The sequence below is a fragment of the Intrasporangium sp. genome, assembly GCF_039812505.1.
Taxonomy (GTDB): domain Bacteria; phylum Actinomycetota; class Actinomycetes; order Actinomycetales; family Dermatophilaceae; genus Intrasporangium_A.
The window spans coordinates 1-15,124 of record NZ_JBDIAQ010000081.1 but is presented as its reverse complement, the minus strand read 5'-3'; the positions used below and the strand labels follow the sequence as shown (position 1 = coordinate 15,124).

13 protein-coding genes are annotated in these 15,124 nt (G+C 72.6%); 3 read left to right on the top strand and 10 right to left on the bottom strand.

The window, feature by feature from the left end; translation table 11 throughout:
• Positions 1-99: 99 nt before the first annotated feature.
• Complete coding sequence (locus WMI84_RS11505; RefSeq protein WP_347353252.1) at positions 100-897, top strand: deoxyribonuclease IV; 798 nt, start codon at positions 100-102, stop codon at positions 895-897.
• Between the two features lie 57 nt (positions 898-954).
• Here WMI84_RS11505 and WMI84_RS11500 read toward each other — a convergent pair whose 3' ends face one another.
• Both WMI84_RS11500 and WMI84_RS11495 read right to left on the bottom strand, forming a co-directional pair.
• Positions 955-1,794, bottom strand: a complete 840-nt coding sequence (locus WMI84_RS11500) for a hypothetical protein (protein WP_347353250.1) — start codon at positions 1,792-1,794, stop codon at positions 955-957.
• A 76-nt stretch (positions 1,795-1,870) separates the two neighbouring features.
• Positions 1,871-2,602, bottom strand: coding sequence for a DedA family protein (locus WMI84_RS11495; RefSeq protein ID WP_347353249.1), 732 nt, complete (start codon positions 2,600-2,602; stop codon positions 1,871-1,873).
• Between the two features lie 269 nt (positions 2,603-2,871).
• On the opposite strand from WMI84_RS11495, the gene WMI84_RS11490 reads away from it, so the two are divergent.
• Complete coding sequence (locus tag WMI84_RS11490) at positions 2,872-4,248, top strand: FAD-binding oxidoreductase (RefSeq protein ID WP_347353247.1); 1,377 nt, start codon at positions 2,872-2,874, stop codon at positions 4,246-4,248.
• 273 nt (positions 4,249-4,521) lie between these two features.
• Here the strand turns inward: WMI84_RS11490 and WMI84_RS11485 are convergent, their stop codons facing one another.
• The 3 genes from WMI84_RS11485 to WMI84_RS11475 form a co-directional block, all read right to left on the bottom strand.
• Positions 4,522-6,327, bottom strand: a complete 1,806-nt coding sequence (locus WMI84_RS11485) for an SLC13 family permease (RefSeq protein WP_347353245.1) — start codon at positions 6,325-6,327, stop codon at positions 4,522-4,524.
• Between the two features lie 76 nt (positions 6,328-6,403).
• Positions 6,404-8,095, bottom strand: a complete 1,692-nt coding sequence (locus tag WMI84_RS11480; protein ID WP_347353244.1) for an AbgT family transporter — start codon at positions 8,093-8,095, stop codon at positions 6,404-6,406.
• Complete coding sequence (locus WMI84_RS11475; RefSeq protein ID WP_347353242.1) at positions 8,092-9,627, bottom strand: M17 family peptidase N-terminal domain-containing protein; 1,536 nt, start codon at positions 9,625-9,627, stop codon at positions 8,092-8,094. The genes WMI84_RS11480 and WMI84_RS11475 overlap by 4 nt, the downstream gene beginning before the upstream one ends.
• A 549-nt stretch (positions 9,628-10,176) precedes the next feature.
• Between WMI84_RS11475 and WMI84_RS11470 the strand changes: the two genes are divergently transcribed.
• Positions 10,177-11,823 (top strand): FAD-binding dehydrogenase, encoded by a 1,647-nt coding sequence (locus WMI84_RS11470; protein WP_347353241.1) that lies wholly within the window; start codon positions 10,177-10,179, stop codon positions 11,821-11,823.
• 117 nt (positions 11,824-11,940) lie between these two features.
• On the opposite strand, the gene WMI84_RS11465 is transcribed toward WMI84_RS11470, so the two are convergent.
• From WMI84_RS11465 to WMI84_RS11445, 5 genes are all read right to left on the bottom strand, one after another.
• Positions 11,941-13,023, bottom strand: coding sequence for a DNA polymerase IV (locus tag WMI84_RS11465; protein WP_347353239.1), 1,083 nt, complete (start codon positions 13,021-13,023; stop codon positions 11,941-11,943).
• 36 nt (positions 13,024-13,059) lie between these two features.
• Complete coding sequence (locus WMI84_RS11460) at positions 13,060-13,356, bottom strand: hypothetical protein (RefSeq protein ID WP_347353237.1); 297 nt, start codon at positions 13,354-13,356, stop codon at positions 13,060-13,062.
• A 63-nt stretch (positions 13,357-13,419) separates the two neighbouring features.
• Entirely contained in the window at positions 13,420-13,854 is a 435-nt protein-coding gene (locus WMI84_RS11455; RefSeq protein WP_347353235.1) for a hypothetical protein, read from the bottom strand.
• A gap of 97 nt (positions 13,855-13,951) precedes the next feature.
• The gene (locus tag WMI84_RS11450; protein ID WP_347353233.1) at positions 13,952-14,638 is read right to left on the bottom strand and encodes a hypothetical protein; all 687 of its coding nucleotides are present in this window, start codon (positions 14,636-14,638) and stop codon (positions 13,952-13,954) included.
• A 14-nt stretch (positions 14,639-14,652) separates the two neighbouring features.
• Positions 14,653-15,048, bottom strand: a complete 396-nt coding sequence (locus WMI84_RS11445) for a DUF2237 domain-containing protein (protein ID WP_347353231.1) — start codon at positions 15,046-15,048, stop codon at positions 14,653-14,655.
• Positions 15,049-15,124: the final 76 nt, after the last annotated feature.

Here is a 15,124-nt window from a genome sequence, read left to right as displayed (position 1 = left end):
ACCCCACGACAACTGCAACCAGTGTCGGTTCTCGTGATGCCCGTGCGGATCGACCGGACAGGCTCCGTGCGTCCGGCCCGCCCGACATACCCTGTCGCCATGGCCCTGCACATCGGAGCGCACGTCGACCAGGAGGACCCGATCGCCGAGGCAGTCGCGCGCGGGGCCACCCTCTCGCAGCTCTTCCTCGGCGACCCGCAGAGCTACAAGGGCCCGGTGATCCGCTACCCGGGCGGCGCGGAAGCGCTCCGGACCGACGCCGCGGCGGCGGGTGTCGACCTCTACGTCCACGCGCCCTACCCGATCAACGTCGCGAGCCTGAACAACCGGATCCGCATCCCGGGTCGCAAGCTGCTGCAGCAGCATCTGCTCGCCGCTGCGCAGATCGGCGCCAAGGGTGTCGTCGTGCACGCCGGCCACCTCGGCAAGGACGAGGACCCGGCCGCCGGCTTCGACAACTGGCGCAAGTGCATAGCCGGGCTCGAGATGCCCGTGCCGCTCCTGATCGAGAACACGGCCGGCGGCGACAACGCCATGGCGCGCAGGATCGAGGCGATCGCCCGGCTCTGGGACGCCATCGGGCAGGCCGAGGGCGGCGACACCGTCGGGTTCTGCCTCGACACCTGCCACGCCTTCGCCGGCGGCAACGACCTCACGACGGTCGTCGACAAGGTCCGCGCGATCACCGGCCGCGTCGACCTCGTCCACGCGAACGACTCACGCGACGCCTTCGACTCGGGCGCCGACCGGCACACCAACTTCGGCAAGGGCACCCTCGACGGCGACGAGGTGGTCGCGCTGGTGCGTGCGGCCGCAGCGCCGGTCGTGTGCGAGACCCCGGGTGGCCTCGGGGGTCAGCGGGCGGACATCGACTGGCTCCGATCGAGACTGGGCTGACCGGCCGAACCCCTGACGTGCCACGCCTCTCCGAGCACCCGGCCACCAGCAGACCGGTCACCGGGCCGGCGCACGCAGCCCCTCGTTCCACAGCTCTCGCGTCTGCAGCGCCCAGAACACCGCGAAGCAACCGATCAGCACGCCCTCGATCCACAGCACCGCGTGCTCCCAGCCGAACACCGTGCGCCAGACCAGCATGACCACGACGGTGCCGATCATGACGAGCGCGACGGCGGCATACCTGTTGGCGTAGTCGGAGGCCGTCGGCAACGAGCCGCGGGCCTGCTGCCGGCCGTAGAACCACGCGTTGATGATCATGACCGCCACCATGCACACGAACAGCACGAACGCCGCCGCATAGTGCGCGTGCTCGATGAAGAACGACCGGGCCGCGAAGAACGTGACCAGAGCCGCCAGGTACAGCACGACCGTGGCGGCGAGGCCGAACCGGACCGCGGGCTCGAGGGGCTGACCCGAGCGCGGCGCGGCCCGCGCGATCACGACCGTGATGATGATGCCGGCCAGGCCCAGCACGAGCAGCGCGAAGACGTTGTTCGCGACGTCCGCCGGGATGTCGCTGACCTCCACCGGCACCGACCGGCACCCACCCGGCTCCGGCGTCGGCACGAACGCGATGACCGGCGCGACCGCCCCCCCGAGGTTGAGCAGGATGTCCTCCCAGTCGGTGTTGCCCTTGATCACGACGAGGCAGACGCCGACCGCCACGAGCGCGCCGACGAGGACCCCGCGCGCCGGCGTGTAGTAGTACGAGCTCACGGACGGCTGGAGGCACCGCCAGCCGGTCGCCCCCCATTCGTGCAGCACCGCCGCCCCGATCAGGACGACCATGCCGATCATCGCGATCCGCAGATAGCGGTAGGTCTTGACGGCGTCCATGACCGAAGGTTGGCACAGCCCACCGACAACGACCGAGCGACAGGCCGACGGTATGCCGCTCACCCGGGTCCGCGGCTCACCTGCCCTTCGTGTCGTGGTCGGCACCGCCGGCCCGGTCGGCACGGCCGGTCCGGCCCGCGTCCGGTCCCGGCGCCGGGTCGGACCGACCGGCCGACGAAGCCTCATCGCCGCCCCGCCCGGCGTGGTGATGATGCACCGACCAGGCGACCACCGCCGCGACGACCACGAGCGCGATGACCGCTGCGGTCGCCCGGCCGAACCACTCCTCGACCCGGGCGTAGGAGCTGCCCGCGACATACCCGAGCGACACGACGGTCGCTCCCCAGGTGATCCCGCCGGCGGCGTTCCAGGCCAAGAAGGTCCGGTAGCGCATTCCGGACATCCCGGCGAGGGCCGGCATGACCGCTCGGAAGAAGGCGACCGACCGGGCCAGGAAGACGGCCACACCACCGCGCCTGGCCAACAGGTCCTGGGCCCGGCCCAGGCGCGCACGGTGCTTGCGGAGCGGGCGCAGGGTCAGGACCCGAGGCCCGAGGTGCCGGCCGACCTCGAAGCCCACGGAGTCACCGACGATCGCTGCAGCGATCACCACGGCGAACACGACGGGGAGGTCGACATGGCCCAGCGAGGCGGCGACCCCGCCCAGGATGGCCACGGTCTCGCCCGGCAGGACGAAGCCGACGAAGATGGCATCCTCCAGGAAGACGACCAGCCCGACGACGACATACACGAGCCATGCGGGCTGCCCGAGGATGTCCTGCACGAGGCTGTCGAGGAAGGACGACACCACTCCACGGTACGAGCGCAGGCTGTGGCCTCGGTCGCTCCCTCCTCGCGTCCTCGCACGGCTCGACGACACGGCGTGGCCCGGGAATGTCACAGGTCAGCCGTGGGTGGAGGACCGGGGAGTACGGCCGACCGGTTCGACCACGAGCCCGGTGGCCGGCTCGCCCCCCGCGTTCGGCCCGACGGGCCAGGCTCGGCGCGGGCGATGCCGTATCACGGCCCGACGCCGGGCCTCTGTCCGAGGAAGACGCCTCCCGAGGAGACCCGCACATGTCTGTAGACACCACCACCCGCGCGGCGGCGACCCTGACCGCCGGCAGCGGGACCGTCCACCTGTCCGGTGACCCCGGGTTCGACACCGCCCGCCGGCCCTGGAATCTCGCGGTCGACCAAGGTCCAGCCGCGGTCGTCGCGCCGAGGACCACCCGCGACGTCGCGGCGGCCGTCCGGTCCGCCCGTCGGGCCGGGCTGCGGGTAGCGGCCCAGTCGACCGGCCACAACGCGGGCCCGCTGGCCGAGCAGGACCTGAGCGACGTCGTGGTGATCCGGACGGGGGCTCTCGACGAGGTCACGATCGACCCCGAGCGGCGGATCGCGCGGGTCGGGGGCGGCGCGGTCTGGGCACCGGTCGTCCGGGCCGCCGGCGCGCACCGGCTCGCGGCGCTGCACGGCAGCTCGCCCGACGTCGGCGTCGCCGGGTACTCGCTCGGCGGTGGACTCGGCTGGTACGCACGCAAGCTCGGGATGCAGGCCAGCAGCCTCACCGCGGTCGTCATGGTGACGGCCGACGGTGACCTCGTGCGCGCGGACCGGAGCCAGAACGCCGACCTCTTCTGGGCCCTGCGCGGCGGTGGCGGGAACTTCGGGGTCGTCACCGCCCTCGAGTTCCGGCTCCATCCGGTCGAGAGCGCGTATGCCGGGTGGCTGGTCTGGGACGTGACGCGGGCCGCCGAGGTCCTCCGGGGCTACGAGCAGTGGGCCGCGGAGTCGCCCGACGAGGTCTCGACGTCGTTCCGCATCCTGCACGTCCCACCGCTGGCGCAGATCCCCGAGCCGCTGCGGGGCCGGTCTCTCGCGGTCGTCGACGGTGCGGTCCTGGGCAGCGACGGACACGGTGCCGAGGTGGTGCGTGCCCTGCGTGCGCTGCGGCCCGAGATGGACACCTTCGGGCGGATGCCGGCACCGGCGTTGGCTCACCTGCACCTGGACCCCCCGGGCCCGACTCCGGCGGTCGGCACCTCGGCGCTCCTGGGCCGTCTCGGCCCGGCCGGCGCCGACGCCTTCGTCGAACGAGCCGCGACGGGGCGACGGAACGGGCTCGTCATGGCCGAGCTGCGCCAGCTCGGCGGGGCGGTGGGCCGGCCCGCTCCCGACGGCGGGGCGCTCGACCGTCTCGACGGCGACTACGCCTTCGTGTCCGTGGGCCTGGCCGCGACCCCGGAGCTGGCGGCCACCAGCCGGGCCGCGACCCGCGGGCTCGCCGGTGCGCTGCGGCCGTGGTCGACCGGGCGGAGCTACCTCGGCTTCGTCGAGTCACGGGTGCCGGCGAGCACCGCCTTCGAGCAGGACCGGCTCGACCTGCTCCGCGCCGTCCGGGCGGCCTACGACCCCGACGATGTCATGGTCGCCAACCACCGCCTGGACTGACCACGAGCCCGCCGCGGGGGCAGGCGCGTCCAGCGACGTGCGCTGGGGGGCGGCTCGGCGGCATACCCGCTCTCGGCGGAACGCAAGAACACGACAAGTCCCGCCCGGCCCGTCGCCACGTGCGGCACCAGCCCGGGCGAAGCGGACCTGCTGTGTCCTACCGAACAGCAGGGTGTCGGGCGCGCGGGCGCCGACGTGGGGCAGCCCCGGCTCCCGCGCCCCAGCGCGACCGACCCGGACCGCTCGGCCACCCCGCGCAGCAACCTGCCCGGCTCAGGGATGGAAGCTCCAGAAGACCGGGATGATCAGGACCGCACAGGCCAGCCACCACACCATGACGGGCAGGCCGAGCTTCCAGTAGTCGCCGAAGCGGTAGCCGCCGGGGGCCATGATCATCATGTTCCCCGGTGTCGAGATCGGGGTCAGCAACGAGGCGCACCCGGCGACCGCGACCGTCATGAGGATCGGCAGCACCGAGATCCCGGTCGCCAGCGCAGCCGCCACCGCGATCGGCGTGACGATCAGGGTCGTGGCGGTGTTGCTGATCATCTGCCCCAGCAGTGCGGTCAGCAGGAACATGGCCAGCAGCAGCAGGTACGGGCTGCCGTCACCGACCGCGTCGAGCAGCACGTCCGCGACCCGCCCGGCCGCGCCGCTGCTGTAGATGACCTCGGTCAGCGGGATGAGCGCCGCGATCAGGACGATCGCCTCCCAGGAGACGGAACGGAACGCCTGCTCGGTCGAGATGACCCGGGTCAGGACCATGAGCGTGGCCGCGGCCAGCCCGGCCAGGTGCGGGGGCATGAGCCCGCCGGCCAGTGCGACGACCATCAGGGCGAGGATCACGACCGAGCGGGTGGCCCCCCCGCCCCACGGGACCGCCTGGCGTCGGACGAGGTCCGGCGAGTCGACGATGAGCACGTCACGGTCCTCGTCCAGATGCTCCAGGGCGTCCCAGGTGCCGTGCAGCAGCAATGCGTCACCGGGCCGGATCTGCGTACGAGGGCGGGTCAGGTGCGCGCCCCCGCGTTGCACCGAGAGGATGACCAGCCCACCGGCGCGCGTCATCCCGGGGTAGACGGTGGTGCCGAGCAGGGCGGACCGCGGCGGCACGACCACCTCGGCCACGCCCGTCTCCCGGGTGAGCAGGCTCTGCGCTCCGGGCGGACCGGCGGGCGTCACGGTCAGCCGGTGCTCCAGCGCGAACCGGCTGATCTCGGTCCGGTCGCCGGAGGCCACGAGGACGTCGTTCGCGGCGAGGGGTCGCGTCAGGTGGCCCACGCTCCCCGGGGCCTGGGCGCCGTGCAGCGTGAGGTCCGGGTAGGACGAGACGTCCAGGTCCGCCAGCTCGGTGCCGACGAGCGGGGAACCGGGGCGGATCCGCAGGTGGTGCAGCGAGCCGGAGGTGGAGTACTGGCGGTACAGGGTGGCAGCGTGGCGACCGAGGTCGGCCGGCGTGGTCGCGGGCCTGGTCCGCGGCAGCAGCCGCGGACCCAGCAGGACGCAGATCGCGATCGTGCCGGCGATGACCGGGATGCCGACGAGGGCGAACCCGAAGAAGGCGAACTGTCCCTCGCCGGCGTCGGCGGCCGCGTCGGACACGATGATGTTGACCGGGCTGCCCGGCAGCATCAGCAGCGAGCCGGCGCCGCCGATGAACGTCAGCGGCATGAGCATCTGGCTCGGCGACTCACCGATCCGCACGGCCAACATGACCACTAGCGGCAGCAGGGCCGCGACCGACCCGTTGAGGGTGATGGTGGCGCTCAGCACGGCGCCGATCAGGCCGGTCGCGACGATCAGCCGGCTCCGGGTCCGGCCGGCATGGGCGATGACCCACTGCCCGAGCCAGGTGGTCACGCCCGCCGAGTCGATCCCCTCGCTGACGATGAACAGCGCCGCGATGAAGATGACGACGGGGTCACCGAACCCGGCGACCACCCCGGTGGCGTCGACGAGTCCGGTGACCCAGAGGGCGAAGCCCGACAGCACGGCGACGGTCCACACCGGCAGCCGGTTGGCGATGAACAGGACGATGACGGCAGCCAGGATCAGCAGGCTGACGGACGCGGCGTCCACACAGTCCTTCCCCGGGCCCGTCCGGGCCCGTGTCACAAACGTTCAGCACCCTACGCCAACCGGCCTCGCCGGCCGGCTACAGATGCACGGGTGCGCCCGGGCCGAGCGGGATCGCGATCAGGTACCACACCACGAAGAAGATCACCCAGGTCACGAAGACCGTGATCGTGTACGGCAGCATGACCGCGACGACCGTCCCCATGCCGGACTCCCGCTTGTACCGCTGGCAAACCAGGATGATGAACGGCAGGTAGACCATCAGCGGGGTGATGACGTTCGCCGGGCCGTCCCCGACCCGGTAGGCGGCGATCGCCGTCTGCGGGGCGATGCCCAGGTTGTAGAAGAGCGGCACGAAGATCGGCGCCATGATCGCCCACTTCGGGATGACCCCGGGCATGATGAAGTCGATCAGGAACGTCAGCACGATGAACCCGAGCAGCAGCGGCAGCGCTCCGATGCCGAGGTCGCCGAGCCAGTCGGCCAGCCCGGTCGCCACCAGGCGCGAGATGTTCGAGTAGTTGAAGTAGGCGATGAACTGGGCGATCAGCAGCATCAGGAAGATCAGGCCGCCGAGGCCGTTGAAGGTCTTGACGATGCCGTTGATCACCGCGGTGCTGCCCTGCAGCGTGCCGGCTCCCTTGCCGTAGCCGAGGCCGGCGGCGAGGAAGAAGATCGAGATGATGAACAGCAGGCTGCTCATGAACGGCGAGGAGCCGAAGATCTCGCCGGTGTCCGGGTTGCGCAGCGGCGCGCCCGGCAGGAAGGTGAGCAGGCTGACGATGGCGACCGCGACGAGCACGTAGATGACCGACAGGCGCAGGCCCTTCGACTCCAGCTTCATCTCATCCGCGTTCGGCACGTGGTCGACCGGGGCCTCCGGGTCTCGGTCGGCGGGGTCCCACTTGCCCATCCGCGGCTCGATGTACTTCTCGGTCAGGATCGTCATGACGATCGCGGTGAAGAATGTCGAGGCGATGGAGAAGAAGAGGTTGTGCGTGACGTTGAGGTCGATGTCCGGCGCCACGCTGCCCAGCGTCTCGTTGGTCACCTCCGTGATGATCCCGTCGGCGGGAGTGATCAGGATGTTGACGAAGAACGAGGCGCTGACGCCGGCGTAGGCCGCCGCCACCCCGACGATCGGATGACGCCCCAGTGAGACGAAGGCGGCGGCGCCGAGCGGGACGAGCACCAGGTAGCCGGCGTCGGAGGCCACCGAGGAGATGCCGCCGAGCAGGACGATGATGAACGTGATCGCGCCGCGCGGGGCGACCTGGACCATCTTGCGGATCAGCGCGGCGATCAGGCCGGCCTCCTCGGCCACCCCGACACCGATCATGGCCACGAGGATGACGGCCACCACGCCGAAGTCGTTGAAGTTCTGGACCGCCGTGGTGAAGATGAACCGGATGCCGTCGCCGGTCAGCAGGCTCTGGGCCGGGATCGTCTCGGTCTCGACGTGGTAGTCGGGGATCGGGTCCATGTCGTGCGGGCTCTGCCCGGGGTACATCGAGCCCTGCTCGTAGTCCGGCTGGATGGTGACGTCGTCGGGCACCGCGACCTGGGTCGTCACGCTCGCGCCGGTCATGTGCAGGATGTGCGACACGATGATGACCAGCACGATCAACCCGAGGAAGATCAGCGCCGGGTGCGGCACCTTGTTGCCGACCCGCTCGATCCAGCCGAGCAGCCCGCCGTTGTCGGCCTTCTCCTCGACGTCGGTGCCGCCGCCCGACCCGCCCGGGCCGGCCGGCTCGGCCGAGGCGCTCACGCCCCGATCCGTCCGTCCGGAGTGGTGGTGGCCGCCTCCGGCCGAGCGAACCGCATCGCCAGCTCGATCAGCGTGCGGGCCCCGGTCCCGGTCGCGCCCTTGTTGCGCCAGGTGCGTTCGGCCGGCGCCTGGGCGGTGCCGGCGATGTCGATGTGCGCCCACGGGCGCCCGTCGACGAACTCCTCCAGGAACAGCGCCGCCGTGATCGAGCCGGCGTTCGCACCGCCCATGTTCGTCATGTCGGCGACGGTCGAGGCCAGCTGCTTGCGGTAGGAGCGCAGCAACGGCAGCTCCCAGAGCGGCTCGTCCACGGCGGCCCCGGCCGCCACCACCTGCGCGACCACGTCGGGGTTGTTGCCCATGACGCCGGCGACCTCGGTGCCTAGCGTGCGCAGGCACTGGCCGGTCAACGTGGCGATGTTCACGACCGCGTCGACGGGCTCCTCGGTGGCCAGCACCAGGGCGTCGGCCATCACCAGGCGGCCCTCGGCGTCGGTGTTGAGCACCTCGACCGTCTTGCCGTTGCGCATCGTGAGCACGTCGCCCAGGCGCATGGCCGACCCTGATGGCATGTTGTCGGTGCACATGAGGTAGCCGACGACGGCGGTGCGACAGCCGAGGTCGCGCAGGGCCGTCATCGACGCGAGCACGGCGCCGGCTCCGGTCATGTCGTTCTTCATCTGCGAGTGCGACTCGTCGCTCGGCTTGAGGCTGATGCCGCCGGCGTCGTACATGATGCCCTTGCCGACCAGCGCGAGCCGGCCGGTCGGGTCGGACGGCTCGTAGCGCAGCCGGATCATCCGCGGCGGCTGCATGCTGCCCCGGTTGACGCCCAGCAGGCCGCCGCACTGCATCTGCACGATCTCGTCCTTGCCGAAGACCTCGACCTGCAGACCGGTCTGCGCGCCGAGCTGCTCGGCGATCTCGCCGATCCGGGTGGCGGTCAGCGTCTCCGCCGGACAGCTGGCCAGGTCGCGGGCCAGCGCGGCGGCCCGAGCCACGACCTGCCCGCGCCGGGCTCCCTCGCGCGCCGCGTCCAGGTCGGCGGCTTCGTCGGCGACGAGGGACAACGACGCCAGGCCACCGGGCCGCTCCGCGCCGCCGAGGTAGAAGGACCAGCGGGCCAGCAGCGCTCCCTCGACCGCGGCCCGGGCGAACTCGTCGGCCCCGATCGTGAGCCCGGCCGGCACGTGCATGGCCAGCGCCTTGTGCTGCGGCACCGCGCGCGCGAAGTCGGCCGCGGCGTCGCGGACCAGGTCGGCGTCGACCGTCTCGGGGTCGCCCAGCCCGACCGCGACCTGCACGGGGCCGCCCGAGCCGGGGACGACGAGCGTCTGCCCGCGCTTGCCCGTGAAGCCCGCCGCAGCGAGCGCGGCTGCGTCGAGCCCGAGCGGGTCGGGTGCCGGTGCACCCGCACGGACCGGGACCGCGATGGCGTCGACCCCCTCGGGCAGCTGCTCGGCCACCGTGACCTCGGCAGCGGACTGAAGTGACTGGACGGGGTCGAAGTCGGCGATCTTGACGAGACCCATGGGTGGGTTCCTCCTGGCGGGGTTGGTGGGCCCCTGCGTCCGGGGCCCAGCATGACGAACCGGTCGAGAATAAGCGCACGCTATCGGAGGAACCGGGGTCCGGCGAGCCGGGACAACCGGCCCGTCCAAATCGTTACTGTGCGTAGCCCGCGCCTCCCGACCCAGGACTCGTGGATCTGGCCCGCTCGGTCCGGCGGGACTGTCCGCGTACCGAGCGGACCCTGCCACCCGGGACGAACCCCCTTGCCGGAGAGGACATTCCAGCGCCCGAGCCACTGAACGACAGTCCGGGCCGCCACCGTCCCCTCGTCCGTATGCCGCTCACCGGACCTTCGGGGCGCACGGCACCCCGGGCATGTGGCCGCCCCCCCACCGACCCGGCCAAGCGGTGCGGTTGTCCTCTAAATCCGGCCTACGCGGCCTCTCGGGCCGGCGATCACGGGCACCGACCGTAGGAGCGGGCCGAGCGGTGGAGGTGGGCGGCATACTGCAGGGACGGGGCGCAGCACAGGCAGAAGACACAGGCAGAGGAACGGACGAAGGACACGCATGCAGACCGACGTCGTCGTCGTGGGGGCCGGTCTCGCCGGTCTCGTCGCCGCCACCGAGCTCGCCGACGCGGGGCGGCAGGTCGTGCTCGTGGACCAGGAGGGTGCGCAGTCCCTCGGCGGGCAGGCGTTCTGGAGCCTGGGCGGGCTGTTCCTCGTCGACAGCCCCGAGCAGCGCCGCATGGGCGTGCACGACTCGCTCGAGCTCGCCACCCAGGACTGGATGGGCAGCGCGCAGTTCGACCGCCCCGAGGACTACTGGCCCAGCCGATGGGCGCGGGCCTACCTCGACTTCGCGGCCGGTGAGAAGCGGGCCTGGCTGCACGGCATGGGACACCGGTTCTTCCCCGTCGTCGGGTGGGCCGAGCGCGGGGACGGGCGAGCCGGCGGACACGGCAACTCGGTACCACGGTTCCACATCACCTGGGGCACCGGGCCCGGGCTGGTCGAGCCGTTCGAGCGACGGGTGCGGGCCGCGGCGCTCGCGGGACGAGTGCGGCTCGCGTTCCGGCACCGCGTCGATGAGCTGGTGCGGACCGACGGCACGGTGAGGGGCGTGCGCGGCAGCCTGCTCGCGCCCGACGACGCGGTGCGCGGCCACGCGACCAGCCGCGAGGTCGTCGGCGGGTTCGAGATCGACGCGCAGGCGGTGGTGGTCACCTCCGGCGGGATCGGTGGCAACCACGACCTGGTCCGGGCGAGCTGGCCGGCGCGGCTGGGCAGCCCGCCCGGGCACATGGTCTCGGGCGTCCCGGCGCACGTCGACGGGCGGATGCTCGCGATCACGGCCGCGGCCGGTGGCCGGGTCATCAACCCCGACCGGATGTGGCACTACACCGAGGGGATCGTCAACTGGGACCCGGTCTGGGACAACCACGGCATCCGGATCCTGCCGGGGCCCTCGTCGGTCTGGCTCGACGCGCGCGGCCGGCGGCTGCCGCCGCCCTACTTCCCGGGTTTCGACACGCTGGGCACGCTGGGCCACCTGCGCGCGACCGGTTACGACCACTCGTGGTTCGTGCTGACCCAGCGGATCATCGAGAAGGAGTTCGCGCTCTCGGGCTCGGAGCAGAACCCGGACCTGACCGGTCGCGACGTCCGCGCGGTGCTCGGGCGTGTCCGGCCGGGGGCCCCGGGGCCGGTCGAGGCGTTCAAGCAGCACGGCGCCGACTTCGTCGTCGCCGACAGCCTGCACGAACTGGTCCACCGGATGAACGGGCTCACCGCCGAGCCGTTGCTCGACGAGTCCGACGTGCGCCGGGTGATCGAGGAGCGCGACCGACAGCTGGACAACCCGTTCGGCAAGGACGCCCAGGTCACCGCGCTGCGCGAGACCCGCAACTTCCGCGGCGACCGGCTGATCCGGGTCGCCGCGCCGCACCGGATCCTCGACCCGGCCGCCGGGCCGCTGATCGCGGTGCGGCTGCACGTGCTGACCCGCAAGACGCTCGGCGGACTCGAGACCGACCTGTCCGCCCGGGTGCTCGGCACCGACGAGCGGACGATCCCGGGCCTCTACGCCGCCGGCGAGGTGGCGGGATTCGGCGGCGGCGGGATGCACGGGTACAACTCGCTGGAGGGCACCTTCCTCGGTGGCTGCCTGTTCAGTGGCCGCGTGGCCGGGCGGGCCGCCGCGGCGGCGATCTGAGCTGCTGCACTGTCGATCGGGAATGCTGCACTCTCGACGAGAGATGGTGCACTGTCGATCGGGAATGGTGCACTATCGATCGGGAATGCTGCGCTCTCGACGAGACGGGGAGCGGGGTCAGAGGCGCCCGCGGATCGGGGTGCGCGGCACAGGGTCGTCGCCCTCCGGCGGCTGCATCTCGGCTCGCACCCCGAGCAGCCGGACCTCCCGGGCCGGGTCGAGCCGGTCGGCGAGGGCGAGCGCCGCAGCGACGACGGCATCCCCGTCGGAGGTGGGCGCGGGCAGCTTCATCGCCTTCGTCTGGGTGAAGAACGGCGCGTAGCGCACCTTGAGCGTCACCCGCGTGACCGGTCGGCCCTCGGCGGCGGTGTCCTCGAAGGCCTGCTGCGCGAGCTGCCGGACCGCCGCGCGGACCTGTTCGCCGTCGGCGAGGTTGTGCTGGTAGGTCGTCTCCCGGCTGTGGCCCCGCGCGACCCAGGGCGTGTCGTCGACCACGGCCGAGCCGACCCCGCGGCCGAGCCGGCCGTACCAGACCCCCATTCGCGGGCCGAACTCGGCGACGAGCAACTGCTCCGGTGTGGTGGCAAGCTGACGCACGGTCGCGATGCCGAGGGCGGCCAGCCGCTGGGAGACCCTCGACCCCACGCCCCACAGGTCGATCGTCGGGCGCTCGCCCATGACCTCGAACCAGTTGGCCCGGGTCAGCCGGAACACGCCGCGTGGCTTGCCGAGACCCGTCGCGATCTTCGCGCGGATCCGGTTGTCGCCGATGCCGACCGAGCAGTGCAGGTCGGTCGCCTCCAGGACGGCGGCCTGGACCCGCCGGGCGAACGCCTCGGGGTCGGTCGTCTCGACACCGAGGAACGCCTCGTCCCAGCCGAGCACCTCCACGACGGCACCCAGGCGCCGCAGGGTGGCCATGACCTGCTCCGACGCCTCGTGGTAGGCCGCGGCGTCGACCGGTAGCAGGACGGCACCGGGCACCTTGCGCGCCGCGACCCGCAGCGGCATCCCCGACCGGACGCCGTACTCCCGCGCCTCGTAGCTCGCGGTCGCCACCACCGCCCGCTCGGCCGGGTCGCCGCGGCCCCCGACGATGACCGGCCGGCCGGCCAGCTCGGGCCGGCGCAGCACCTCCACCGCGGCGATGAACTGGTCGAGGTCGACGTGCAGCACCCAGCGACCGGCAGCGGCATCCATACCGGCATTGTCACCGCCGCCCGGTCGGTATGCCGCTCAGTGGCGGTCCCGTTGCCCGGCTCGGTCCGACGCGTCCGGCCCCCGCAGCGCCCGGTTGCGCGCGAGCTGTTCCCGCGCGTGCCGGTCCTGCTCGTCGGCCGCGGCCATGATGCCGCGGAAGATCAGCAGGGCCGTGACACCGGTCAGGCCGAAGGCCAGGATCGTGAGGGCCACCGGGGCGGCGTCGTCCTTCGCGGCGTGCGAGCGCACCAGGTGCAGGAACCCGCTGGCGACCCCGGTGATCACCGCAGCGACGAACCAGACATACGTCGCGCGCGTGTACGTGTGGGCCACGGGTGCACTCTGGCACAGGTCGGCACGCCTCGGCGAGAGGCGGGCGCCGGGTGCCGAGGTCGCTCAGCCGACGTGGCGCCGCTCGATCTCGGCGAAGTAGGCGTCGGCCAGGCGGGCGAAGGACAGGGCCGTCAGCCGGATCGAGTCGCCGGCCTTGAGACCCAGCACGCACCGGCGCTGGTCGAGGGTGGCCGCCGCTCTCGGCAGCATCTCGCCCTCACCCTCCACGAGCGAGGTGCGCAGAGCAGCGACCTCGGTGGCGACGGGCCCGGGGGGCGGCGGGTCCGTCAGTCGGCCCGCGAAGTAGACGTCGAGCACGATCACGAGGCTGTTGAAGTAGTCGCTCTCGAGCGACTCGAGCATCGGCTCCAGCCCGCCCGCCTCGTCGGCGTCGACCCGGCTCACCACGTCGGCGAACTCCCGGAAGAAGGCGACCTGCGACTCCACGCGGGCCCGGCATGCGTTGAGGTAGTCCTCGAGGTCCGTGGGATCCGACACGCCTCCCATCGTATCCAGCGGGAGGTCCCACCAACCTGTCGAAGCGGGCCCGGTCACGGCTGAAGGCCGGCCCGGCGGGCTCAGGTCGGCCGCCTGCTCACCGGGCGGGCGCGGACGGCGGCAGCGTGAACGTGCCCCCGGTACTGGTGCCGACCTGGGTGAGCAGGACGCCCACCTCGCTGCGGATCACCCGGTAGCGCGCGGCTGCTCGCCCCGGGTCGGTCGAGGTCTCCCGGTGCGCCGCGGACACGAAGACCTGCAGGCCCAGGATGCGGGCGACGTAGCTCGGGCCGTCCGTGCCGGGCGGCGCACCGGCTGCCAGCAGCGACTGCAGGTGGGCGTCGAGCGCCGACAGCGCGCGGGCCGCCGCCGCCCGGTCCGTCGACTTCGGGGACGCGGTCGCCCTACCTCCACCGGTCGCGCCGAGGCTCTGGTCGAGCCGGCGGATGTCGGCCAGCACCGCCTCGATCGCCGACCGAGCGGCCGATGCGTCGAAGCCGGCCGGCAGGGTGGGGCTGGGCGGCAGCGGGGTGCCGGTCGGGGCGCCGGTCGTGCCGGTCGCCGGGCTCACGGTCTCCGGTGCTGTGGTGGGCCCGGTCGCCAAGGCGGTCCCGGTCGTCGCGGCCGGCGAGGTCGGTGACGTGCCCGCCGACGTTGCGTCGCCGGTCTTCCGGTCCCCGTCGAGCCGGACGTGGGCCCGGCCCGCGCAGCCGCCGAGGGCGAGCAGGGCCACGAGCAGCACGGCGACGAGCAACAGGCCGCCCTCGGTCCGGCCGGTCCGCACGTCCCTACCCCGGCTCAGAGCAGCTCGCCGGGGTCGTCGGGGACGTCCGCGGCATAGGCCTCCAGCAGCTGCAGCGGCACGACGTCGAGTGCCCGCTCGTGGGTCGCGGCCAGCACGACCGGCGCGGCGACGCCGGCCTGCTGGGCCTGCAGCCAGCGGGCCGCGACCACGCACCACCGGTCACCGGGCTGCAGCCCCGGAAAGCTCCACTCCGGTCGCGGGGTGGACAGGTCGTTGCCGACCGACTCCTGGTGCGCGAGGAACTCGCGGCTGGCGACGACGCAGATCGTGTGGCTGCCGACGTCGTCGGGGCCCGTCGTGCAGCACCCGTCGCGGTAGTAACCGGTCATCGGGTCGGTCGAGCACTCCTCGAGCTCACCACCGAGGACGTTGCGCTGACCGTGCCGCATGCGACCAAACCTACGCGGTGCGCCCGGGAGCGGTCGAGACGCCCGGCGGCCGGATGCCGTTCAGTCGGACCCTCAG